Below are 24327 nucleotides of genomic sequence, written 5' to 3' on the forward strand. Positions count from 1 at the left end.
TTAACGATTCTGTCGAAGTGTCCCACTTGCGCGTCTGCGCTGGGTTTGCTAGGCTACGAACTGCGCGCTCCAGTCGGCGTCGAAGGTGGGTACGAACCGATAGATGATCCAATTGCAAATGTTTGTCTAGCTTTCCTGTATTACCGCGATCAGTCTATTTCGCTTAACCGTTTCAACCCGAAGCGAGTTAGGACAAAATGAAGTTTTTCAGTAAAGATCGGGATACAGCTTCGTTGACACCTTTTTACAATCGACGTAGACTTGCCGCGAATTGGAACGGGAACACGAAACGGAAGTCTTGAACGGGTCAGTTTGCCGCGAGCGTAACTCGCAACCCGGCGAGGCGGATCGATGGCAAACGGCTCATCAGAAAAGACCCCCCAATGACTGTAAAAGTCTGGTGGGATTACAAAAGGTTGTCACAATGCCGCGCAGTCCGATTTCTCTGCAAACACGGCCAATCGAAGGTTTTTATGCCTCCGAACTCACGAAGCCGCAGGTGCTTCCGGTTCGAACATTTCTCCCCACAGGTTACGAACCCAATTATCCCTACCCTCTGATCGTGCTGTTTCACCGACATGGCGGAAACGATGATCAAGTGCTGAAAATCGCTCCCCGCTTGAGCCGACGGAACTACATCTGCATCAGTCTTCGCGGCCCTAAAGCTACGGGACTTCGGGAAGATGGACGCGAAGGTTACAGTTGGGGGGAATCGGGCGAGTTTGACGATTTTATCGAAGAATACATGCTGCGAGCCGTCGAAATGACCCGACGCAGCTACCATGTGCACTCCGAGCGGATTTTCCTGGCTGGTATCGAAGAAGGGGCTACCCAGGCCTACCGCCTCGGCCTCAAGATGCCCGAGAAGCTCGCAGGGCTGATTTCTCTGAACGGCTCATTGCCCAAACCAGTGGAAGGCCAACCCCTCCTGAAGTATCCCGAAATACGTGGTATGCGAACCTTCATCGGTCACGGCAGCCTCAATGAGAACATTTCGATCAACGATGCGAAACGCGATTCTCGGCTCCTTTACAGTGCAGGTCTCGATGTCTCCTTCCAGAGTTACGAGACCAACCATAAACTGCACCCCCATATGATGCGGGACCTCAACCGCTGGATCATGGACAACGTTTCCACGGAACTCGATAGCTGGATCGTCGAAGAAGTCTAATCCGTTCCTCTACTCCATAACAACTCAACGCCAGTCAAAAGACTGGCGTTTTTTTTTCGTCTGGGGGGATTCCGATTCGCGGGTTTCCTTCCCACTGATCGGCCTTGATGAAATAGGCAGTTTTCCGTTAGGATGCCGGAGCGAACTTCAGGGAGGAACCTCGCTTGGCCGACAGGGCAACGAAGCTGATTCTGGATGCGCTCACCCGCGCCAGCACCGAACCGGATGGGATGCCGCTCTTTTCGAGCAAGTCCGAAGAGGGGTTATTTCCTTCCACGGCCGTTGCTAAAACTACGGCCGAACGCTGCCGGGAAGACGGTCTTTTCACTTTTCAAACCTCTTCGGGTAATCGGGAAGTTGCCACACTGAGCGAAAAAGGTCTGCAATATCTCCTCCACCACAGCAATCCGCGACAGGTGCTGGAAGATTTCGTGCGGATTCTCGAACAGCGCCAGCGGGAAGTGGACAGCATAAGCAATCATCTGCTGGGACTAAAAAAGACTATCGAGGGAATGCATTCCACGCTGCGAGAATTGAAGGTCAGATTCAGCACACCTTCCTCCGGCACGAACGGACATGTTGCAAAACTGCTGGAAAAATCGGACGATGCCGTCGAGACGCAACAGATCCTTCTTAAAAACTTGCAAGCCTGGCGAAATGAAAACGCCGCTCAGGATATTCCGTTACCGAAGCTGTATCAACAAACTATGAGCGAGCCCGATAAGCTGGGCGCTTTCCATGATGCTTTGCGTAAGCTGCACGAACAGGGCAAGATTGCTTTGCACCCCTGGACCGGTCCGTTATACGCACTTCCGGAACCCGCTTTCGCCTTGCTCATTGGCCATGAAATCGCGTATTACGCCAACGTCATTTAGAAGAAGCTGAAATCGATCTTCATCAGGGAGGATGCAGATTATGATCACCGCAAGCCTGTCGCCCGCGCAATCGGCCCTCGAAGCCCTGCGTCTGGGGGGCAATCCGTTCCGAAATTACTTCGCTCGAAATCCGGATGATGATGTGTGCGCCCGGTATCACGTCCCAGAACTTTACTCGACCGAACGGGAAATGCTTTTCGCCGTCGTCGACCTCTATCGTCGCGATCCCAATACCCACTCCGAGATCGTACCGATTCTGGGGAACAAAGGGGCTGGCAAGACACACTTGCTCCACTCCATCAAGCATGGTAGCGACAGCACCTGGCAGATGCTGGTGACCCCGGGCGTCTTCCAGAAGGATGCCGACTTCCTCGAATATCTCCTGTTCCAGATCATCGACACCTTACTGAGCGGGGGCGAACAGCGCGGCAAACGGCCCCTCCAATACATCGGCGAGATGCTCACCCGACGATTGATGACGCTCGCCCTGCGGGATCTTTCACCGGAAGAGAAGCTCGATCTATTTCCGCCTCCGGGTCTGGGCCGATGGACTCGAAGGCTAGGCCTGGGCCATAGCCAGGCGCAGGAACGCTGTCAGTGGCTGATGGAGAATCTCAGCGGCACTTCCGGCAGCCGGTCTAATCTGCCGATCGACCAGGCAATTGAAGAGGCCGGGCTGACGGTCGAGCATGTCTACGAATTCCTGGGGGCCTATCTCGACCGCACCGAAGGGCATAGCACCTCCGGGCTGATGCGGCGGGCAATCTACCGCTGTGTGGTCAAGGCATTTCTGCTCAAGGATGAGTCAGAACTGGCAGAGTTTCTCACCTACGGCTTCGCCGAACTCGATTTCGCGGTACGACCCACTCGTCAGGATCTCGTTCTGGCTCTCTTCAAAACACTCATGGAAGCCTTCCGGACCCTCAAAACGCCGGTGGTCATTGCCTTCGATCAGCTGGAAGATCTACTCCTGGCCCGACGCACCGATGACGCGCACCAGATCGCCGAGGCCTTCTTTGCGGGCATCGTGCGAATCATGCACCAGATCGATGGGCTCTGTTTCCTGGTATTCGCCGAGCGAGGCCTGTGGAACCGCTTCGTTCCCTCACTCGACGGCTACATTCAGGATCGACTCAATAACCCGGTACACATTCCGCGCTTTGGAACCATCAAGGCGCTGCGTTTGGAAGCCCCTTCAGTCAATCTGGTGAAAAGAGTTGTGGAGGCTCGCATGAAGCCGGTACTCGCGGATCTTCCAAAAGTTGAAGGAATCCACACTCTGTTCCCGTTTACGAACGAACAGATCGAGCGGATTGCCAAGACCGAACCGACCCTACGTGATATGCTCCAGCAGTTCCGACAACTGTTCGATCACCTGGCAAATGAAGGCGAAACTTCCCGGCAGCTGGCGGCTCTTTTCGATGAAGCGCCGATCAGTGTAGTGGAAACTTCGAGCAGCTTCGAGGAAGAAAATCCGACGATCAAGTTCGAAGAAGCGGCCCGAGAATTGTCGAACCGCATCTCCGAGATGGATTCAACCATCGAAGGGGAATATGTCGTCAAATCGGTCGAAGTCGTGGAAACACCCGCAGCTGTCGAAACTCCTGTGGTTCTGAATGAGCCGGTGATGGCTCCTGTTCCGCTGATCTCGCCGAGAACTCTTACTACTGAAATGATGGTCGAGTTGTGGGAGCAGGAACAGCGATCCGCCTTGCGAAAACTCGAACCGGAAGGTGCTCTCACTGGGGCAACCCGCGAGTTGCAGGCCGGCCTGGGAACTTTCCTGCGAATCTGCCACGAGCATGGTGTAAAATTCGGTCCCTGGCGTTTGCAGCACGTGGTGACCGAGTATACCTTTGGCGATCACCCCACTTACGGGTGTGCGACGCTCGCGCATTGGGCCTGCAAAGATTCGCAACCCTGGCGCATCGGTATCGGCCTATTCATGGCTCGGGCGGCAGGCAAACCGAAGGATCTGGAGATCAAACTGTCGCTGATGGAAGTCGAACCGGCTATCGTCGATCATCTGATTCTTTTGCGTCCGGAAGATGATTTGGCCATCACCGGTAAGAGTAAGACACTCTGGAATGAATCGGAGAAACGTGGTCGACATGCCCGCATGGAACCGGTGAGCGTGGATACATTCGCCATGCTCTACGCCTTCCCCCGCTGGGTCACGGCTTTGATGGAAGCACTGCCCGAAGGAAGTTCTCTGCCGAATCTAGCTGATCTGATTCAGGAATATTGCGAAAAACTTCTGGAACAGGTCTGCATGCCCGTGCAGTCTTGATGAGCTATCGGGAAGAGTGGAAAAGCTCTTCCCGATGAATTCGTCACATGCTCCAGGGATAAACTTGCTGTTTCCTATTGCAAGCCGGGCAGTAACAGACCCGGCTATTTTTATAAGCCATGTACCAGGGCGCGAGCATGGCACAGGCTATTCCGTAAAGGATGAAGCCGGCTAAGTCGGAAACGTAGAAGTGCAGCACTATCCCCAGCCCAATCAAGAATGTGCTCACTGCGAGGATGCCACCTGGGGTATCGAAGATCTCTAACGGGCCAGGATTCAACCAGTTTAACGGGAATTTGCGGCGGCATTTCGGGCAACGCATTTTTTTATTTTTCCGGGCCTAATACAAACTATGTCGGGTATTTTACTTCCTTACCCGAATCGCCATGTGTCTCTTACATCAGTTAAGATGCAAAATTTGTATTTGACCCATTTCGACCGCAAAAATCGGCAAAATGCGATTATACTCCGGTGAATATCTGGGCAAATTTTATCCCAGTAGTCTTCGGCGAGTCCCATTGCTCAATTGGATCGGTTCGCTGTCGTCATACCAATCCAGCGCCGGGGAGTTCGGAACGGACAACTCCAGATGCCGAAAACGCGGGGCAAATACTGGTTTAGTGAATTGAAGGGACTCTAGAGTCCGGCATATTCCGCCGTGTGGATCGGCGGGTATCCAGACTGCCGAAGCAATCGATAACCAATGCGAAATGGCTTCATATTCCGGCAAAAAGTGGACTTGTGTGTTCCCGGGATTGATGGAGTTTTCAAATTGAATCAGCCGATTTTTTGCCAATCCTTCTCCAATTAAAACCAGGTGCAGGCATGGTTCCAATCGGCGAAGCACGTCGAAGGCCCACAAGAGTTGCACAAACGAATCGAAGCGATCCATCTGGCCATAGCTGACTAGGATTCGGGCATTCTCAGGAAGAGAGAGTGGCGTTAAATGACCACCCGTTACGGGTTCGCCCATCAAAACGGGAGCGTGCTCCTGGCAAGAATGCCATATTTCACCGTAGCCAGCGCCGGAAATTACGACAGCCTCGCACCCACGGAGACAGTAGCGATCCCACTGCGATATTTTTTCTCCGATAAGCGGATGGTAAGTCCAGCGTAGTTGTACTCGGCGAAATTTCCGAATTGCAATGAAAGCCCTCAAGGCACTTCGTCCCCAGACCTCAAGATGATCGAGGGATTCTGTCTTCAACCAATGGTAAAGCTCGAGCCAACCGGCCGGAGGGAGCAGGCGATTTTTATGCGACAACGTGACCAGGGAATTATCGGGAAGCGCTTGGGCGAACGGCCCGCCACCCGCCAGAGAAAGTACGCGTGCTCTCGCCTGATTATTGTGAAGTTGCCGTGCCCGCAGCGTAACCTGTCGGGCGTGAAAGCGATACTCGAGATCCGGAATCAAAAAACCGCGCGTCATGAGCATCCTAGTCGGACAGGATTTTAGGGATCGACAACACCGCCAAGGATGCCAATGTAGGGCAGGTTCCGATATTCATCGTCGTAGTCGAGACCATAGCCCACCACGAACGCGTCGGGGATTTCGAAGCCGAAGAAATCGGGATCGAGGGGAATTTTCTGGCGACCGACTTTACGCAGCAGCACCGCCACTCGCACGGAGGCCGCGCCCAGTTTGTGCATATGACCAACCATGTAGTGCAACGTCTGACCTGTATCGAGAATATCGTCGAGAATCAGCAGATGTTTGCCGCGCAGGTCTGGTAATAAATCGTCTTGAACTTTGAGTTGGCCGGAAGTGGTGGAGGTGCCCCGATAACTGGAGGCTTGTACCAGAGCGATTCGCAAAGGCATCTCGAGTCGACGAATGAGGTCGGCCAGAAACACCAGGCAACCGGTTAAAACACCGACGATGGTTATCGGTTGATCGCCATATACTTTGGTGATCTCGGCTGCGACTTCATCCACCCGCTTCTGAATCTCCGCCGCAGAAATCATCGTCTGAATCGGCCGATCGCGCATCGATTGCCATCCTCTCCCGGAAATCAATTTTAGCTATTGTATTTCCGGATCGGAGACAACGCAGAACTGTATCCCGGAATTAGGCTCGAACGCTCAAGGCGTGCATCAGATGGCTCGTGAGAGTGGGAAGATCGCCATTTTCGCGAGCCGATATCAGATTGTCGTCGACCACAACCGGTTCGTCCCGGTAGATGCCGCCGGCACTACGGATATCGTCTCGAATACCGGCGGCACAGGTCAAAGTTTTCCCATCGAGAGCACCGGCGGAAATCAGCAATTGCGCCCCATGGCCGCAGATGCAAACCAGGCGATCTTCCTGAATGAAGGTGCGAGCGATGTCGACGGCCTCCTCACGCAGGCGCAGGCGTTCGGGAGAGTGGCCGCCAGGAATGTAGAGCAACTGATATTCAGAGGGATTGATCTCGTGGATCGGCATATCCGGCTCGATGACATAGCCATGCAAGCCGGTGAGTTTGTGAGTCGTGGCCGCAGCCAGGGTTACCTGGGTGCGTTCTTCCCGCAACCGGTAAAGAATGTGGAAAACTTGCAAATCTTCAAAACCGTCCGACAGAAGAAATACGGCTTTCATGCAGGAGCCCTTAAAACAAGAATGCGAGATGGCGGCCTATAGCTCATTCTATCCCACTTGTCACGCCCAAGTGGGGACAACCTGGGTGGTCATTTTTTCAGACTCGTACAAGCGTTCAAGGCAACTACTTTGCGGCCGCCTGCTCCACGGCTCGCATCACTCGCAAAAGATTACTGCCCAACACCTTAAGGATTTCCTCCTTCTTATAGCCGCGGTTCAGCAGTTCCTGAGTGATCTTCGGATAAGTTGACACATCCTCCAATTGGGTCGGCACAGCACTGATGCCATCGAAATCGGAACCCAATCCCACGTGATCGATCCCGGCGACTTTGATGATGTGCTCGATGTGATCCACCACGTCGTGGATGCTGCAGGGAGGGGTTTTCATCGCTTTCACGTGCTCTTTCCAGGCTCGCTCCAGTTCTTTCTCATCCTTGATTTTTTCTTTCATTTCCCGGTATTCCTCAAACATTCGCTGGCTCAATCGAGCCCCTTCCGGGGAAACAAATCCCGGGAAGAAATTGACCATCACCACACCGTTGTTTTTCTTGACCTCTTTCAGAACATCATCTGGAACATTACGGGGATGATCGGCGATTGCCCGAGCGGACGAATGAGAAAAGATGACGGGAACTTTGGTGATTCGCAGCACATGCCGCATGGTATCGGGCGAGACGTGGGAGAGATCGACCATCATACCTAGTCGATTCATCTCGTGAACGATCTCTTCACCAAAAGGTGAAAGGCCATTGTTTTTCGGCTTATCCGTGGCCGAGTCCGCCCAATCGAGCGTCTCGGAGTGGGTCAAGGTCATGTACCGAACTCCCAGCATATAGAAAGTGCGCAGGGTACCGATGGAGTTGTCGATCGAATGGCCCCCTTCCACACCGATCAGCGAAGCGATTTTGCCGGTCTTGTGAATGCGCAAAATATCATCGACCGTATACGCCATCTCCAGATCCTGGGGATAGGTTTTCACCATGCGGTGAATCACATCGATCTGTTCCAGGGTTTCCTTGACCGATTGCGAGCGAGGCCGGACAGAGGCATCGACATAGGCCGCCCAGAATTGTGCGCCCATACCCCCTTTTCGCAATCTCGGCAAATCGGTATGCAATTCCGGCTGATTTTTGGTGATATCAATCGTCTTAAAAGAGAAGTCTTTTTTGGCGCGATATTGCCAGGGCAGATCGTTGTGACCATCTACAACAATCGCTTCCTGGTGGATGGCCAAAGCCTCCGGGGTTACGGTTACGAGTCCCCGTTTGGACTTGGTTTCCTGTGCCACAAGCGGTGCAGGAAATACGCCCAATGCAGCCGCGAATAAGAGAAGATAACGGTGAGTCATAAGATGCCTGAAGATTGAAGGAAGGGATATTTAGGTATTTTGTACAGAAAGTTCTTCACCTAATTTTTTAAGAGATAGCTGTTGACATCCAAAAAGTTCAAGTGCATAATAACCTATGTCTTAAAGAATTAGGTGAGACATGAGCAAATTGGATGCGCTACCCACCCCGACGGGTCGGGAATTGGAAATCCTGAAGGTACTTTGGGAAAAGGGTCCTTCGAGCGTGCGTGTCGTGCACGAATTTCTGCAGCCTGCGGATGATGAAGAACTGGCTTATAATACGGTTCAGACTCTGCTGCGGGTTATGGAAGCGAAGCAACTGGTATCGCATCATGTGGAAGGCCGGACTTTCGTCTACACGCCCAACTTCAGTCGGGAACAAAGTACTTCCCGATTTTTGCACCGGGTTTTTGACGGGGCGGCCTCACAGCTGGTTTTAACTTTACTGCGTACGGAGCGTCTTTCTTCCAGCGAGTTGGACGAACTCCAGCAGATGATCAATAAAGCTCGAGAAGAAAAGGTCTCCAAGGGGAGCTGTCATGAATAACGACAGCCTGTTGATTTCGATCCGCATCGCTTTAGGTGGTTTAGCCATCTGGACAATGGGGTATCTGCTGGTGAAGGCTCTGGGGCAGCCCGCGCGTCGACTCCGGGCAGGCGTCTTCACTCTGGCAGCGTCTCTGTTGCTGATACCGCTCAGCTTTGCGCCCAGCTGGATTGCCCTGCCTTGGAGCAACCCGTGGCCGGAAAAGAACTCTACGTCCACTACTGTTGTCGAAAAATCCACCACCGAAGCCGCGCCTAGCTCGGTGATGGTGGTCTATACGCTCCCGACCAGGAGAGCCTCTACTGTAGCAGTAGAGCCCATCCCCCGGGAACAGCTCAGTGAAACGATCGCTCCCGTATTGTATTTTCATTGGACCAGCCTGATTCCTTATGGAATCTTCCTTCTGAGCGGGATTTCAGTGGTGTTATTCGCTCGGCTGCTCCGAGGTACCTGGGTGCTGCGTCATCTTTGGCAGGAAAGCCAGGAGCTCAGCTATCCTATCAAAGGCCTCTGGAAGGAAATTCAGACCGATGTGCGGATCTCCGGAAGTTGCAGGATGCTCGACCCGCTCCCCACGGCGATGTGCTTCGGGATGTTTCGTCCAAGAGTTTTGATTCCCGAGATTATGACTCGATCGAATGGATTCACAGCCTTACGCTGGGTGCTGACGCATGAAGCTAATCATTTGAAACGAAAAGATCCGCTGGTGAATTGGCTTCTGGAATTGGCCGGTGTGTTTTATTTCTGGTGTCCAACCTACTGGTTATTGCGACGGGACATGCGGCGAAATCAGGAGTATCTCGCCGATGCGGCCGTCGCCCGGGAGCAAGCCAATACGGCAGAATACGCCCAATTTTTAATCGACAGTCTCGGCGTGGCTTCATTACCGCGAGGAGCCGCCGCCGTGTTTCCCAAACGTTCAGAACTTTTTCGGAGAGTGCATATGTTGATTCATCGACAGGAAAATCTCGAATCCCAACCGCCCCGTAAGTGGAATTTTTTGACCGGTGCCACCATCTTAGCGTCCGCAGTCCTGGTGGCAGGTCTTGGCCTCAAGAGTCAGACAGCTATCGCGCAGGATAACAAACCCAAGACGGAAGAAACCAAGAAATCTCCCGAAGACGAATTGGCTGAAAAGCAGAAGAAACTGAAAGCAGAGCTCGAAAAACTGGACGCGGAACGAAAAGGCCAGAATGCAGGTAACGTTCCTGCAGCACCCGCCGTACCGGTACCTCCACAAATCCCGGCAATGCCCGCGCTTCCCAACTTCCAACTCCGGGTCATTCCTCTGGAAGGCTTGGATAATATGAAGGAACTTCAGGAAGCCATGAAGCAAATGGAAGCGCTGCAGCTTCAGCTGGGGAATGGCCAACTTCAGGGCTTCCAGTTTGGCAACCCGATGATGCTCAACGGCATGAATGCCAAACCTCGATTGGGCGTGCGGGTTTCGACCCCACCAGCCGAGTTGATCGAACAACTGGAACTCCCACCCAACCAGGGCGTGCTGGTGAAAGAAGTCGTTCCGGGAACGCCGGCTGAAAAGGCGGGCTTGAAACCTAACGACGTGCTGATGGAAATTGGCGGCAAGAAAGTTCCTCCCACCTCGGAAGAGTTGCCGAAGTTTCTGGAAGGCTTCAAAGCCAACGAAAACCTCGATGTGAAGGTGATCCGCAAAGGCAAACCCGAAAAATTGAGCGGTCTGAAACTTCCTGAAGTGGCCAAGGCCGATGCAAAAATGGTATTCCCGCAAATGAACGGATTGCAGTTGAACGGATTCCCGGGGGGCTTAGGTAACTTTAACAGTACGAGTGTCTCCATCGTCAATGGCGACTTCACCATCGAGTCTCGCAACAACGAGGAGAGTATTACCGTTAAGGGGCATATGGAAGGTGGCAAGAAGGATGTGTCCAGCGTGACCGTTAAAGCGGGAGACAAGTCGACCAGTTACGACAGTCTCGACAAAGTTCCCGCTCAGCAGAAGGAAAGAGTGAATAAGCTGCTGGAAGGTGTTCGGTAACCCTTCGCGATTTTGAGATTGAAGCCCCTGTGATTTGGAGAGATCACCGGGGCTTCTGAATTTACTTCTTCTTCAACTGCTCCAAAAACATCTTTCGAAACTTTGTGACCTTGGGAGCAATGACCGCGGCGCAGTATCCCTGTTCCGGATTATTGCGAAAATACTCCTGGTGATAATCTTCTGCCATGTAAAAGGTCACTGCCGGGGCAATTTGGGTCACAATCGGTTGAGGATAGATCTTCTTTTCACCAATCTCGCGGATGACCTCTTCCGCCGTCTTTTTCTGTTCCTCGGTGTGATAAAAAATCACCGAGCGGTACTGCGTACCGACGTCCGCGCCTTGTCGATTTAGCGTTGTAGGATCATGCGATAATAAGAAAGCGATCACCAGATCGCGATACGAAATTTTCGTCGGATCGAAGGTGACCTGCACCACCTCGGCATGGTCTGTTTGTCCCGCACAAACTTCCCGATAGCTGGGGTTCTTTGCCCAACCGCCGCTGTAACCCGATTCGACCAGGATTACCCCTTCCAACAACTCCAGTACCGCTTCGACGCACCAGAAGCAGCCCCCACCCAAAGTTGCAATTTCGGTATTTTCACTCATAGTTGTCCCCTTTATGTACTTCAATCATAGACCGGAGAGTCAAAAATTTCGCACTTCGCCTTGGCGCTTCCTACAGATTCCGGGATACTGAAATCGAATCTCGAGACGAGCGACTTGAGCGGGCGACGGGCAAGGATGCCTCATGCTGTTCTGTACCAAAGATTTTCTGTTCTTCTACCTGGCAGTCTTTTGCCTCTACTGGGCCACTCCTAATGCCCGGGCTCGCGTCTGGTTACTCCTCATTTCGAGTTACATTTTTTATGCCACGTGGAACCACTGGCTCGCCCTGCTGATTGTCGTTACTTCGGGAGCCGATTTTCTGCTGGCCCAGCGTATAGAGAAAGCCATTAGCATCAGAACCCGAAAAGCTCTTTTGAGCTTCAGCGTTCTCATGAACATCGGGCTTCTGGTTTATTTCAAGTATGCCAACTTCTTTCTGGATTCACTCGAACAAACTCTCAGATCGGCGGGAGCGGAAGTTTCGCTCCCCACTCTGAAAGTCATACTCCCCATCGGCATTTCATTTTACACCTTCGAAGCGATTAACTACATCGTGGACGTTTACCGGGGCCGGTTGAAAGCCGAGAAGAACCTGGCCCATTTTCTGTTGTTCATCCTGTTCTTTCCACACCTGATTGCCGGGCCAATAGTCCGAGCCCGAGACTTCCTTCCACAAATCAACCGCCCCAAACGCTGGGACTGGGCACGATTCACCCTCGGCGGCTGGCTTTTTATTCTCGGCCTGTTTATGAAACTCGCCCTAGCCGATCGTATGGCCCTGATCGTCGACCCGGTTTTTGAGAATCCCGAAAGATTCGACGCTCAAGCCAATTGGATGGCCGCGATCGGCTTCGCGATACAGGTATTCTGCGATTTTTCCGGATATACCAACATGGCTTTGGGTACCGCGCATATGCTTGGCTACAAGCTGACGCCGAATTTCGCGATGCCATTTCTCTCCCGAAACCTCGGTGAATTCTGGCGCCGCTGGCACATGAGTCTATCCAGCTGGCTGCGCGACTATCTGTTTATTCCCCTCGGTGGGAGCCGGGGCAGCACGCTCTTCGTATGTCGGAATCTGATCATCACCATGACGATCGGCGGTCTCTGGCATGGTGCGAACTGGAACATGGTTCTGTGGGGCACGCTGATGGGCTTGCTCTTGTGCCTTCATCGGATCTTTAATCTGTTCATTCAACCCTGGCCGTCCTTCAACAGCTTTCTTCGTAGCACATATCTGACACCTATCTGCGTAGGCTGCACTCTTCTTTTATTCGTACTCTCACTGGTGGTGTTTCGCACCCCGAGTTTGCGGGCCACCGGATTTATGTTTGAAGGATTATTGGGAGGGCAAGGAACTCAGGCCGCCCCGCTCCCTTTACGGAGCTTGCTGGTGACCATTCTGCTCCTGATCGTTGGCCATGCCTGGGGAGTGTATCTTCGCGATAATCGTTTCGCCTGGCGGAGATTGTTTCGCACGGCCCCGCCCTCGCTCTTGGGCTTCGCATACGCGGGCATGGTGACTCTGGCCATCGTGCTGGGTCCCGGTTCGAGTAAAGCTTTTATTTACTTTCAGTTTTAAATCGAAAATTTGCAGTCGCATATGACCTACCCGGCTACTGACACCTGGCAAAAGCAACATCGCCGAACGGCCCTCTGGATCGTCGGTTTCCTGCTGCTGCTTCAATTGATCATCGGGCTGTTCATCGAAATTGGCCTGCCCGGTGTCCGCGACCCGGAATTTCAAGAACGCCTGGAAAAACTTCAGACCCGGATCGCCCGCAATCCTCAGAAGCCACTGCTAATGATGCTGGGATCTTCGCGAACCAGTTATTCCTTCGCGGCCAGGGACTTTGAACGGCGAACCGACGACGCCGTGGTGGCATTCAACTTTGGTATCCCGGGGGCTGGTCCGGTGATGCAATCGATTCTTCTGAAGCGATTAGACGATGCAGGCATCCGTCCCGATCATCTCATCCTGGAAGTGCTGCCGATCCACTACAACGGCGTTGTTCAGCCGCCGTCTGAAGCTCGCATGCTCGACGCCGCTCGGCTCACTCTGCACGAACTGGGAGAATCGCACAAATATTTTTCACAATGCGAATCGAGCTGGAAAAAATGGCTCTGGGGCCGGTTACTGCCGACCAATCGCCATCAGGCGGAACTCCGCGAAGCAACCCATCTGGATACCTCCACGTATTACGACTCCCGGCCGAACGTTCCCCGGGTCGATCAATGGGGCTGGCAGCCGAACGATGTGCCGAAGGACAAAGCGGAAGCAATCCGACAATTAGCCCATGCCCAGTACGACGAATACTATGCGAAGTTTGAGGTTCTTCCGGGCGCCCGGGAGGCACTGAACTCGATCCTCCAGTATGCAAACCGCCGGAATATTCGAATAACCTTGATTCTGATGCCGGAGGGGACGGAATTTCGTTCTCTGACGACCGAGGTTGCGGAGGCCGCTCTTCAGAAATTCTTGAAAGACATTCAGAGTGAAACGTCGGTTGAGATTCTGGACGCTCGGGCCTGGTTGGAAGATGCGGCTTTCTACGACATGCATCACGTCAATCCCGGTGGGGGGGTCTCTTTCACGGAACGATTATTTGCCGAATATCACTCTCGGTTAGCGAACTTGACCCAGGTTTCGAAATCGCCGTAAGATAGAGTGGACGACCTATCCGAAAGCCGATCCATTCGGCATGGAGGAGATAGACGATGTACGAAACAATTCTTCAGTCTGTAGGCCACACCCCTCTAGTAAAATTACGTCGCGTTACCGAAGGCCTGGCCCCCACAATCGCCGCCAAGGTCGAAGCGATGAATCCCGGCGGCAGCACTAAGGATCGCGTGGCGATTGCCATGATTGCCGATGCAGAAAAGCGAGGCTGGCTACGTCCCGGAGGCACGATCATCGAGGCTACCGCTGGCAACACCGGCGTCGGTCTGGCCATGGTCGCCGCCGTTAAGGGCTATCGGTGTATCTTCGTTCTGCCCGACAAAATGAGTAACGAGAAGATTGCGTTGCTCAAAGCATACGGCGCTGAGGTTGTCATTACCCTCACCAATGTGGCACCCGATTCTCCCGAAAGTTACAACGGCGTGGCCGATCGTCTTGCCCGAGAAATTCCGGGAGCGTGGCGACCCAATCAGTTCACTAATCTGTCCAATCCCGAGATTCACTATCGAACCACGGGCCCGGAAATCTGGGAGCAAACCGAAGGACGCATCACCGCACTCGTCGGAGGTGTTGGTACGGGAGGTACCTTATCTGGGGTGAGCAAATATCTGAAAGAAAGAAATCCCGACATCAAAATCATCGGTGCGGATCCGGAAGGTTCAGTACTATCCGGTGGTGCCCCGCACGGCTGGAAAGTCGAAGGCATCGGCGAAGATTTCGTTCCCAAAACTTTCAACAGTCAACTGGTAGACGACTGGGTGCGCGTCAGCGATGCGGAATCGTTCCACATGGCCCGCGAAGTCGCTCGCCGGGAAGGTATTCTCGTGGGTGGATCCTGCGGGACCGCGATTGCCGCGGGGCTGCGTTATGCTCGCCGACTGACGGCCGACGATTTCATGGTCATCATCTGCCCCGATACCGGGCGAAACTACATGAGCAAGTGCTTCGACGACAACTGGCTGGCCGCCAACAAACTCCAATGGGAAACGCACACGCCCCATACGGTTGGCGACCTCATCAAGAAGCGTGGCGACCGGCATTTGATCACCATCACCCCGCAAGCTTCCGCGGCCGATGCGATTGAAATCTTTCAAAAAGCCGGGATTTCACAGCTTCCCGTACTCGAAGGTGGCAAGCCGGTCGGTAGCGTGCAAGAGGTCACTATCGCTCGTTTATTGCATGATCATCGCAATCCAGAGGAAGTTCCCGTTGGGGAAATCATGGGTAAGCCCTTGCCTCAGTTGGAACTGATCACGCATTTGGATGAAGCGTACCGGCTCCTGCTCTCGGGTAACACCGGAATCTTGGCCCTTCAGGATGGGCATGTGGTCGGCATCGTCACTCGAATCGATCTGATCGATTACTGGACACCGAAGCGCAGCCCGGCCGCCGCCTGAGAATTCTCTTTTTCGCCCATCCTCGCCCCTCGCTTCATGTTGCAAGCTTGTTACACCCATCAAAATTCGCTGGAGTTATAATTGCAGGAACTGATCGGCCCTCGTATCGATGGAGCAAGTATCATGAGAATCCTTCGAAAGACTTTTTTCCTCGCGTTAATCCCCTTCGGCCTTATCACGGGGTTCTCGACAAATCCTTCCGCTCACGCGACGGAAGACCCCAAATCTGATGAGCGGCCTTTCCATAAGGAACTGTTGAAAGCCGCCGCCGAGTACAAAAGTTGGGGGCGCGTCGACGACGAGTATCGTTGGGCTCCGTGGCTTTGCAGAACTCCTGAACCCGGCCGAGCCCGGGTCAGCGCGAGCAAGGATGAAGCCACGCATGGACAGAAGATTTATTCGCTGTTCGCCAAAAATCAGCGAGACTATATGAATGTGTTGCCGGAGAAATCGGCGAGAGTCGGACAGATCGTCGTTAAGGAATCCTGGGTACCCGAAGAGATCACCGATGAAAAGTTAAAGCCGAGCAAGAGCGCCGATTTCAGCAACGTCATCGAAACCAAAGCCACTCCTCAGGCTCCTCGGGAGTGGAACGAAAAGGACGATCACTTTTACCCCTACGCCTGGAAGGGGGACAAAGTCTTCAAAGCTGCCAAGCAGTCGGATCTATTTGTGATGCTGAAACTCGATCCCAAAACCGAAGGGACCGATCAGGGTTGGGTGTATGGGACAGTAAGTGCCGATGGCAAGAAAGTGAATTCCGCCGGGAGAATCGAATCCTGCATGAAGTGCCATGTAGAGGCGAAGGGCGATCGATTATTCGGTCTGCCGGAGTTCACTTTCAGCCGGAAGCCCTGACGAGTCCCTGCTTGCGCTGACCTGTTCGGCTCACATCCATCACTCGCCCGTTTTCATCGAGAGCCAGATGGAAGCGTTCATCGCCCTGAATGCGGTGCAACGAGAGATGATAGTCCCGGCTGGCGACTGCCAGATGATGGAGCTTATCGGGGGAATTGGGATTTCTCAATCGACCCCACGAACCATCTCCGAGATAAAGGACGCCGTTCGCGTCGTAGAGTCCGTTAATCAGCGGTTTGGTGCGTTTGAAAGTATGGTCGTGATGTTCCAGCACAACCGGGACGCGGAAACGTTCGAAGAGCGGAACCCAATATTTGCGATTTTCCTCGCCCGTACCGGCGAGCGGGGGTTTTCCAATCTTTGCCGGTTCGCCCTCCATCTTGCGGAAAGAGGGATACGAGGGAACGTGGTTGATGGCGAACACGTTCGGGCTATCCTGCCGGGCTCGCAGAGTCGATTCCAACCAGTCCGCCTGTTCACCGCCGATCGCCGAAGTATGACCAGTGTCCAGCAGGATCAGGCTCAAGTAGTCGCCGAAGTCGAGAGAAGCATAGCCCGTTTCAGGATAGAGACCATCGAACAGTGCGTAGAAAAACGGGGCCTGCTCGCGCTTCTGGCCGTAGCCGCCGTTGGCAACTTCATGGTTGCCGATCCCCGCAATCAGCGGGATTAAGCGGCCATCGCGACCGATCATGTGTTTGCTGTAGTTTCGAAGAAACGCCAGACTAATATCGACCGATCGGCCGTTGTCGTAACCCAGGTCGCCCCCCACGATGGCGAACATGGGATCCTGCCGCGCGGCCTGAATGTTATTGGCAATCGTATGCTCATTAACGCCGCAGTCGCCGCCGGAAATGAAACTGATAGTATCGTTGGCCTTGGCGGGCATGGTCCGGAAACGATAACTGGGGGACTGCTTGCCGATGAAGAATTGGTAATCGGTGCCCGGTTTCAGACCGGTCAGCTCCGCGCGGAAGATCTTGTAATCCGTCATCGGATAGGGTTTCAGCACGGGAGATTGAGCAAAATACTGAACGGGTCCCAAGTTGGTACTGTTCAGGGCGTGGTAGTAAATATTGGTGTCGGCCGTTTCGCCCCTCACTCCCACCCACTGGATGGTCATGGTTGTCGTGGGATCGCGCTGCCAGGTCAGAAACAGCGTATTGGGGGTGAAGGTAGGGTCATCGGCGCGAGCGCGGTGAAATGCGTCGGAACCGAGAAAAGTCGATGCAGTTAGCCCGGTGAGAGAGGTGCCGAGAAACTGTCTGCGAGAAGCGGGAAACATGATCTCGAACTCTAGGTGGGAAAAGCGACTATTGTGGGTCTAGAGATACAAAATGAGAAATTTATGAGGCAATTCACCGTCTAGGGGATTTCAGCCAAAATTCTCAACGGTACCACCGGACTCTCTGGCTCGTCTTTGAATCAAATCGCAACTATCGGCCAGTTTCTTTAACTGTTCCGGTAGCATAGCTCGCGGCCAGTCGCTATGCGCTAGCAAATCGAGAAAATTTAACCCAGCCTCGATGACCTCAGCTGAAGAAATCACCGGAGTAGCTGCGAGAGCGAGCGGCGGCTTTTCCTTGGAAATTTCTACCCAATCCCGAAGCGTGTCGATGAAGCCCGACTGCTCCAGTGCCCGGAAAGTTATCTCATCCCGATCGGATTCAAAAAGAGTAGTGAACAGCTGCTTTTTCACAGCGATTGTTTCAACAACTCTTTCTTCAATTGTACCCCGGGTAACAAATTGAATATTCTGCACCGGCCGTTCTTGACCCAGGCGGTGAATCCGGGCAACCCGCTGTTCGAGTACGGCCGGGTTCCAGGGGAGTTCAAGTTGAATTACCGTGTCGGCCACTTGCAGGTTCAACCCCGTTCCACCGGCGTCGGTACTCAAAAACACTCGGCATTCCGGATCGGTCTGGAATCGCTCGAGAACCGCTTTGCGATCGGGGCCCGATAAGCCGCCGTGGAGAAGGGCGTACGGGATTCTGGCTTTTTCAAGCCGCTCGGCGCAGTGCCGAAGCATCTGCTCCCATTGGGAAAAGATGATCGTTTTGCGCCCCTCGCCCGCGATGAGCTCTGGCAATAGCTCTTCGAGTTCGTCCAGCTTAGGAGAGATATCCTGCGTCGGGTCGATCAGCCGGGTACTGTCGCACACCAATCGCATATAAGCTATGCAAGCGAGAATGCGTTTGCGGTCGATTTCCGTACGAGAGTTCTTCTGGAGCAACCGGATGAGGGTTGTTCGCTGTTCTTCATAAGGGACTTTTTGTTCCTCCGCCAGGTCGACGCGGATGGTCGTATCGATTCGCGGCGGCAACTCCTTCAGAACCTCGGCCCGTGTTCTTCGAAGGAGAATCGGTCGAAGTTTTTCGCGGAGAGCTTCGAGATTTTTATATCCGACCAATTCCCCCTGGTCGTTGAGAACCCGATGCTCTTCCATGAATTGAAAGGCTGGGCCCAGGCGCCGTTCATCGACAAATTGACAGATACTGAATAGCTCTTCCAGATTATTTTCAAGCACCGTACCGGTTAGGGCGAAGGCGAATTTGCTGCACAATCTCTTAACGGCCCGGCTGGTCTTCGACTCCCAGTTTTTGATGCGCTGGGCTTCATCGAGCACGATGAGATCGAATTCGCAAGCGTTGATGAGATCGAAATCCCGAACCACCTGCTCGTAGTTGACCAGTCGATAGAACGAATCCCGGTTGTAAAGATTTTCTCTAGCGTCCTTGAGCCCTTCAATGACCAGCGCAGTTCGATCTGTGAGACGCTGTATTTCCGATTGCCACTGATATTTCACGGAGGCGGGAGCAACGATGAGCACGTTTCGAAGGCCACGCTCGCGAGCCAGGATTTCTACTGCGGCCAGAGTCTGAATGGTTTTCCCCAGACCCATATCGTCGCCGAGAATGGAGCGCAACCGGGTAGCCAGAAACACGACGCCGCGCAATTGATAGGAATACAAAGGCACCTTCACCAGATCGCGTAATTCCGTGGGAGTTTCGCCGCGGTCCAGATGCCAAAGCCAATCGATTTCCTTTTCGCGAAGTAATCGTTTTTCATTGTCTCGATCGATGAAATCGTAAACTTCGGGTGCAACATTAATGACTTCCGCCACACTTCCCAGCGCGGTCAGCAGCGATTCGTAGCTGTATTCGCTGTTCCACAGCCCATGGGCATCGAAGTAACGGCGGGCGATCTGTTCCAGGGAATCTGATCGCCGGGCAGGTATTGCAAGAGCAACACAAATTTGCTCACCATAGTGCAGATAGAGACTCGGCTGCGTGACGGCGGCTTTTCGCTTCTGAATGTGTTCCGGAAGTTCTTCCCGCAAATCGTCGAGCACCGCTTCGATGTGCTTGCAGGTACCGAGTGTGTTCGCTTTAAAATCAGGACAGGTGCACGAATTGTCCCCAAGCTCGAATCCGCGAATGCGGACCGTGTACTGGCCCTCCGTTGCGGGATTTTTGACCAGAAAATCCGAGAAGACTCGATTGCGGCCCAACCGCTCGATTGTGTAGCGTTCCTGGCGCGCCCGTTCCCGCCGGAGATCGATCTGTTCTTCGCGAAGCATAAATACTCGCTGGGCGCCCGAGACCGGCCAAAAAATTTATTTTACCGAATTCATGGCGCTGAGATATCGCTTTACAATCGCTTTGGAAGGAAATTCCACACCCACACCCGCGCGCGGCTTCAACGATTTTTCAAAGAAGCGAAGTGCTTCCTGATTGTGCCCCGCGTCGAGTGCCATCAGCCCTAATTTAGCCATGATCTCGGATTCGATAACCAGTAAGTTACGCTGTTTTTGAATCGCCGAGAAATATGACAACTGCAGCATGGAGACGAAATTCCCGCTCGGCTGAAAAGTCAGACTCATCGCAATTTCCCATACTTCCGGCGGCAGGATCTTGAGTGGAATTTCCAGTCGAGCCCCCTCGAGCTTCAGCATTTCCGATAGGAAGTTCCGTTGCGAATTGATGGCATCATCCAGTTCGCCCTGAACGAATTTCGCTTGAATGAACAGGGGGATGTAGGCAATTTGAAACTGGGGATTTTTCATCAATTCATCGCTCTTCTGCAGTTCCCCCAGGACCTGATAAGCCTCTTCGACCTGACCGCTTCGGAAATAGAGCGTCGATAGAAAGAGCAATCCATTTATGCGCTTCGCGAAAGTTTCCTTGTCCCAATCGACCTTCTGAAATTCATTGATTGCCTCCCGAATCAAGCCGAAGTACGGTCGGTTCTCACCTGGAGGGGAGGCGGCTATCATACCCCGGTCGTAGGGATCGTTAACGTGGTTATCCCGAGTGAGATTCTCGTAGCGATCCTCAATCTTTTTGATGAAATCTCTCGGATGAATCTGCTGGCCCTCCCGACTCGGGAATCGAATGTCATTTTGCAGATGAGTATAAAATTCCTGCCGCTCTTTATCCGTTCGCAGATTGACGGGCGGATCGATCCAGAACGATTTCAGCATCAACTCGTAAGCCTCGACGGCCAGGTCGTACTCATTTCGACTGATGTGAAGTCCATACAGTCGTTCTGCGGCTCCGTAATAGTTAACTTGCCGACGGCGATGCTGTTCCTGCGGGGTCGTCCGGGCCAAAGCGCGATGATAGCCCGTGCCGACCATCCAGCCGCGCAGTTCTTCGGTCGTGTCCAAGCCCCCTTCATTGGGTGCATAGGCTCTGGCCAGATAGTAATAGCCGTCCGGGGCATCGGGATTTTCGAGGATGGCTCGTCGGGCGGCCCGCACGGCTAGAAGAGGCGTCGCCAGCAGATTCGAATTGTGCGGCAGCGGCGGTACGACTCTGCCCGTCAGCAAAGCCTCGCGGAGGAGGGCTCCAGATAGGCCATTGCTCAGCAAGGCGCTAATCACACAAGCATTTTGAGAAATCGAGTAGGCCTTCTCAAATTGAGCCAGTTGAAATTCCACCAGATTGGCCGCTTCATCGACGTATGAGGAGAATTTGCGCGGTCTCTGATGGTAATCTTCCCAGAAGGTGACCGGGGTGGGAACCGTTACCGGCTCGGTGCTCATCGGAATACTGGTATCGCCGGTGAAAGCCTGCCGAACCGGATCGAACCTCATGGCCGCATATTTCTCAGGAGCGAGACTACTCTGAGCATTGAAGCCGAGAAAGTTAACCCGACCTTTAGTATCCCAAAACTGGTACATCGGCGAATCGGGCCGGTTTTTCGGATAATTGACCCGCAACAGCAGGCTCAAGCCGCGCAGGTTCTCCTCGCGCGACCCGGAGCTCCAGGCGACAAAGCCGACGTTTAATTTTTCGAAAAACGCTTTCAGATTGAAATCGGATAAGACCAATTGAAAGTCGGCGCTGACGGTAGGACGGGTGGTCATCACGGCCGCCACGTAGTTTTCCACGATATCGAGGTTGTGAGTAAATCGAAAATCGAAATAGTGGCGTTCCCCAGGGCAGAACCAGTCGCAATAGTACGAGAAATCGGGCGAGAAGATGAAGGAACGTACTTCGGGAGGAATCTTTCCGCTGTCGCGCCATTCTTTCAACTGCAGTGCTGCGCGTTCCAGACCATTATCGACTTCAATTTCCCAGGCGACTCTTTGCGCACGCTGGGGAATGTCCCAATTGACGTGCAGCCAGCCGGGCCAGGAAGCAAAAAGTAAACCGGCCATTAGTATCGTGGTGATAAAGCGACCTCCCAACCGAGCCGTTCGCAGGGACCGTCTAGTATTCTCATCCAGAGTCGCCGTTCGCAATCGATCGGCCGTCATCGCCAAATAATGGGCGGCGATGGGAGCCATCGCCATTCCCAGAAAAGGGAGCGCTCGGGCAAACCGCAGGGCGACGACGAATAACAAAACGAGGATGAAGACGTGCCCCAGGTGAAGCCTTCTCAAGTTGGTCAGAAAGCCAATGAGGGTCATGAGCGTCAACAAAATGAATGCCAAGGTCTGGGGCACAACACCGCTTTGCAAGTTGAAGCTCAAAACTCCATCATCGAGCAACCCTCTAAAGAAGGCGCGGTATTCGGGGAGCGTCAGAACTTCGCGTAGCGTTTCCGATGTCAGCTCCGCCGGGATTTGCCAGACATGATAATGGTGCGGATTCACCAGGCAGGCCAGGCTACTGACAATCATAGCAATTCCCGACTGCCGACCCGACTTTTTGAGCAGATCGCCGATGAACAGGAGAAGAAGAATCGCGGGTCCCAGGATAAACCATTGATCGACGTTCGCCCACAAGCAGAAGATCACCGGGAAAAGGAATTTCCATTTTGTCGAATCGACTCGCAACAAGATTACAACTGTTGCGGCCACACCCGCCATGGAGAAGAGAGTCGGCTGGAGGAGCAAACGGGGGCCGGCAATGAGAATTCCCAGGGAGGTGCAAACCGCGAACAACCAGAGTGGCTGCCCTTTCCGGGCGGTGAGGAAGACGATTCCCGCCATCAGGGCAATGCCCAATGCTTTTAGCATGACCAGGGCCGGAGCGCCGGCCTTGGAGTAAAGCTGATAAATAATCCAGTCGAAACCCCAGGCGTGATTGACCCAGTACTTCTCAGGCTGCCCGTAGCCGAACGGATCGTTCCCGAAGGAGTAGTTGCCCTCGGAGAGCAATCGGCCCGCGGATAGATATTGCCAGAAATCCGAATTCCGTACGGCGAAGGACGCGATGAGAAACGCCAGCCCGAGCGTCATGGCGGTCAGCAACATATCCCAGGCGCTGTAGAACCAGGGAGTGGCCGCTGGGACTGGGATCGGAGCGGTAACGGGTGTCTTCGCCGATTCGGGCGATGGGGAAGCTGGTTCGCTCATGGAATCCTGCAGCAGATGTCGCGATTCGGGCGTATTTAGATTCTACGGATCGAAAGCGGACTTAGCTCGCGCTGCAGGCCGCGGATTTCCGCGAAAAAAAGCTCAATCCCCGGCGGGATGCTTTACGGCCGGGGCTGGATTCAACAGGCTCTTCTCCAAGACCTTGCGGGCTTGGTCGAATTCCGGCTGCCAGATGATTTCCGGGGACTGATGAAGCATGCAATCCCGGAGTTTTTCAAGCGTATTTAAAGCCATGTGCGGACATTTGTTGCACGCACAGGTGATTCCGGGCACCGGATGATAGCGGTGCTGGGCAAACCGGCTTTGCAGCTGCCACATCATATTCGCCTCGGTAGCCACCAGGAAGTCCACCGGCTCTTTAAAGGATCCGACGTACTTGATCATTGCCTCGGTTCCGCCGATGAAGTCCGCATGTTCGAGGATGTTCGCCGGGCATTCGGGGTGAGCAAGCGTCTTTCCCGCCGGCATCTGCTTTTTGAGCTTGAGGAGATCCTGCACACTGAAGATTTCGTGCACCATGCACGAGCCATTCCACAGGATCATCTGTCGACCGGTCACTTCCGAGAGGTATCTTCCCAGATGACGGTCGGGCACGAACAGAATCTCGTATTCGGAGGGGACGCGCCGGATGATCTCCTCGGCATTTCCCGAAGTAACCACCCAATCTGAGAGAGCTTTTACCGCCGCCGAACTGTTGATATAAGTGACCGTCTGAAATTTATGGCCGTTTTCCCGCAGCATTTCCTGATATCGGTGCAGTTTATCGGCCGGGCAGGAATCGCTGAGGGAGCAACCTGCTTTCATGTCGGGAAGAAGAACTTTTTTCGACGGGTTGAGCATCTTGGCCGTCTCGGCCATGAAGTGAACGCCGCAGAATACGATGACAGGCGATTCGACTTTGGTAGCTTCACGGGCCAGCTTCAGGCTATCGCCGGTGATATCGGCCAGCTCCTGAATCTCACCTTCCTGATAATAGTGGGCGAGAATGGTGGCCCCGAGTTGTTTCTTGAGGGACTGAATTTCCGCAACGACGTCTTCCGCGATGGCTACGCTCATGATTTGAATTCCTTGTTTTTCAAGTGGCGGAGGAATAACCCACAACGCTCTTCTGGTAATTATAGGGGATCTGG

General features: G+C 53.6%; 19 protein-coding genes. 9 read left to right on the plus strand and 10 right to left on the minus strand.

Annotated features, from left to right (window positions below; genetic code table 11):
• Positions 1-424: 424 nt before the first annotated feature.
• From KIH39_RS16645 to KIH39_RS16655, 3 genes are all read left to right on the plus strand, one after another.
• Positions 425-1171 (plus strand): alpha/beta hydrolase, encoded by a 747-nt coding sequence (locus tag KIH39_RS16645; RefSeq protein ID WP_213494349.1) that lies wholly within the window; start codon positions 425-427, stop codon positions 1169-1171.
• A 164-nt stretch (positions 1172-1335) separates the two neighbouring features.
• Positions 1336-2046, plus strand: coding sequence for a hypothetical protein (locus KIH39_RS16650; protein ID WP_213494350.1), 711 nt, complete (start codon positions 1336-1338; stop codon positions 2044-2046).
• A 40-nt stretch (positions 2047-2086) separates the two neighbouring features.
• On the plus strand, positions 2087-4336 hold the full coding sequence (locus KIH39_RS16655; protein WP_213494351.1) for a hypothetical protein: 2250 nt from the start codon (positions 2087-2089) through the stop codon (positions 4334-4336).
• Positions 4337-4379: 43 nt separating this feature from the next.
• On the opposite strand, the gene KIH39_RS16660 is transcribed toward KIH39_RS16655, so the two are convergent.
• The 5 genes from KIH39_RS16660 to KIH39_RS16680 all read right to left on the minus strand — a co-directional run bounded on the left by KIH39_RS16660 (position 4380) and on the right by KIH39_RS16680 (position 8262).
• Entirely contained in the window at positions 4380-4658 is a 279-nt protein-coding gene (locus KIH39_RS16660; RefSeq protein WP_213494352.1) for a hypothetical protein, read from the minus strand.
• Between the two features lie 168 nt (positions 4659-4826).
• Entirely contained in the window at positions 4827-5765 is a 939-nt protein-coding gene (locus KIH39_RS16665) for a glycosyltransferase family protein (RefSeq protein ID WP_213494353.1), read from the minus strand.
• 23 nt (positions 5766-5788) lie between these two features.
• The gene (hpt, locus tag KIH39_RS16670; RefSeq protein ID WP_246539320.1) at positions 5789-6325 is read right to left on the minus strand and encodes a hypoxanthine phosphoribosyltransferase; all 537 of its coding nucleotides are present in this window, start codon (positions 6323-6325) and stop codon (positions 5789-5791) included.
• A gap of 79 nt (positions 6326-6404) precedes the next feature.
• Positions 6405-6914: a DJ-1/PfpI family protein gene (locus tag KIH39_RS16675; RefSeq protein WP_213494354.1), complete on the minus strand. Its 510-nt coding sequence runs from the start codon at positions 6912-6914 to the stop codon at positions 6405-6407.
• A 124-nt stretch (positions 6915-7038) separates the two neighbouring features.
• A complete protein-coding gene (locus KIH39_RS16680) occupies positions 7039-8262 on the minus strand; it encodes a dipeptidase (RefSeq protein ID WP_213494355.1) in 1224 nt (407 codons plus the stop codon).
• A gap of 139 nt (positions 8263-8401) precedes the next feature.
• Between KIH39_RS16680 and KIH39_RS16685 the strand changes: the two genes are divergently transcribed.
• Together KIH39_RS16685 and KIH39_RS16690 are read left to right on the plus strand one after the other, a co-directional pair.
• Positions 8402-8809: a BlaI/MecI/CopY family transcriptional regulator gene (locus tag KIH39_RS16685; protein WP_213494356.1), complete on the plus strand. Its 408-nt coding sequence runs from the start codon at positions 8402-8404 to the stop codon at positions 8807-8809.
• Positions 8802-10826, plus strand: a complete 2025-nt coding sequence (locus tag KIH39_RS16690; protein ID WP_213494357.1) for a M56 family metallopeptidase — start codon at positions 8802-8804, stop codon at positions 10824-10826. Before KIH39_RS16685 ends, KIH39_RS16690 begins: the two co-directional genes overlap by 8 nt.
• Positions 10827-10887: 61 nt before the next feature.
• On the opposite strand, the gene msrA is transcribed toward KIH39_RS16690, so the two are convergent.
• Entirely contained in the window at positions 10888-11433 is a 546-nt protein-coding gene (gene msrA / locus KIH39_RS16695) for a peptide-methionine (S)-S-oxide reductase MsrA (RefSeq protein WP_213494358.1), read from the minus strand.
• 142 nt (positions 11434-11575) lie between these two features.
• Between msrA and KIH39_RS16700 the strand changes: the two genes are divergently transcribed.
• The 4 genes from KIH39_RS16700 (at position 11576) to KIH39_RS16715 (ending at position 16368) form a co-directional block, all read left to right on the plus strand.
• Entirely contained in the window at positions 11576-13015 is a 1440-nt protein-coding gene (locus tag KIH39_RS16700) for an MBOAT family O-acyltransferase (protein WP_213494359.1), read from the plus strand.
• 21 nt (positions 13016-13036) lie between these two features.
• A complete protein-coding gene (locus tag KIH39_RS16705) occupies positions 13037-14095 on the plus strand; it encodes a DUF1574 family protein (protein WP_213494360.1) in 1059 nt (352 codons plus the stop codon).
• 56 nt (positions 14096-14151) lie between these two features.
• Positions 14152-15510, plus strand: coding sequence for a cystathionine beta-synthase (locus tag KIH39_RS16710; RefSeq protein WP_213494361.1), 1359 nt, complete (start codon positions 14152-14154; stop codon positions 15508-15510).
• 123 nt (positions 15511-15633) lie between these two features.
• Positions 15634-16368: a hypothetical protein gene (locus KIH39_RS16715; protein WP_213494362.1), complete on the plus strand. Its 735-nt coding sequence runs from the start codon at positions 15634-15636 to the stop codon at positions 16366-16368.
• Here KIH39_RS16715 and KIH39_RS16720 read toward each other — a convergent pair.
• From KIH39_RS16720 to nadA, 4 genes are all read right to left on the minus strand, one after another.
• Complete coding sequence (locus KIH39_RS16720) at positions 16352-17653, minus strand: purple acid phosphatase family protein (protein WP_213494363.1); 1302 nt, start codon at positions 17651-17653, stop codon at positions 16352-16354. The two genes, KIH39_RS16715 and KIH39_RS16720, sit on opposite strands and share 17 nt — an antisense overlap.
• A gap of 90 nt (positions 17654-17743) precedes the next feature.
• The gene (locus tag KIH39_RS16725; RefSeq protein ID WP_213494364.1) at positions 17744-19948 is read right to left on the minus strand and encodes a DEAD/DEAH box helicase; all 2205 of its coding nucleotides are present in this window, start codon (positions 19946-19948) and stop codon (positions 17744-17746) included.
• Positions 19949-19984: 36 nt separating this feature from the next.
• Complete coding sequence (locus KIH39_RS16730) at positions 19985-23176, minus strand: hypothetical protein (protein WP_213494365.1); 3192 nt, start codon at positions 23174-23176, stop codon at positions 19985-19987.
• Between the two features lie 102 nt (positions 23177-23278).
• Positions 23279-24253: a quinolinate synthase NadA gene (gene nadA / locus KIH39_RS16735; RefSeq protein WP_213494366.1), complete on the minus strand. Its 975-nt coding sequence runs from the start codon at positions 24251-24253 to the stop codon at positions 23279-23281.
• Positions 24254-24327 lie beyond the last annotated feature (74 nt).

Source organism: Telmatocola sphagniphila, from assembly GCF_018398935.1.
GTDB classification, from domain to species: Bacteria; Planctomycetota; Planctomycetia; order Gemmatales; family Gemmataceae; genus Telmatocola; species Telmatocola sphagniphila.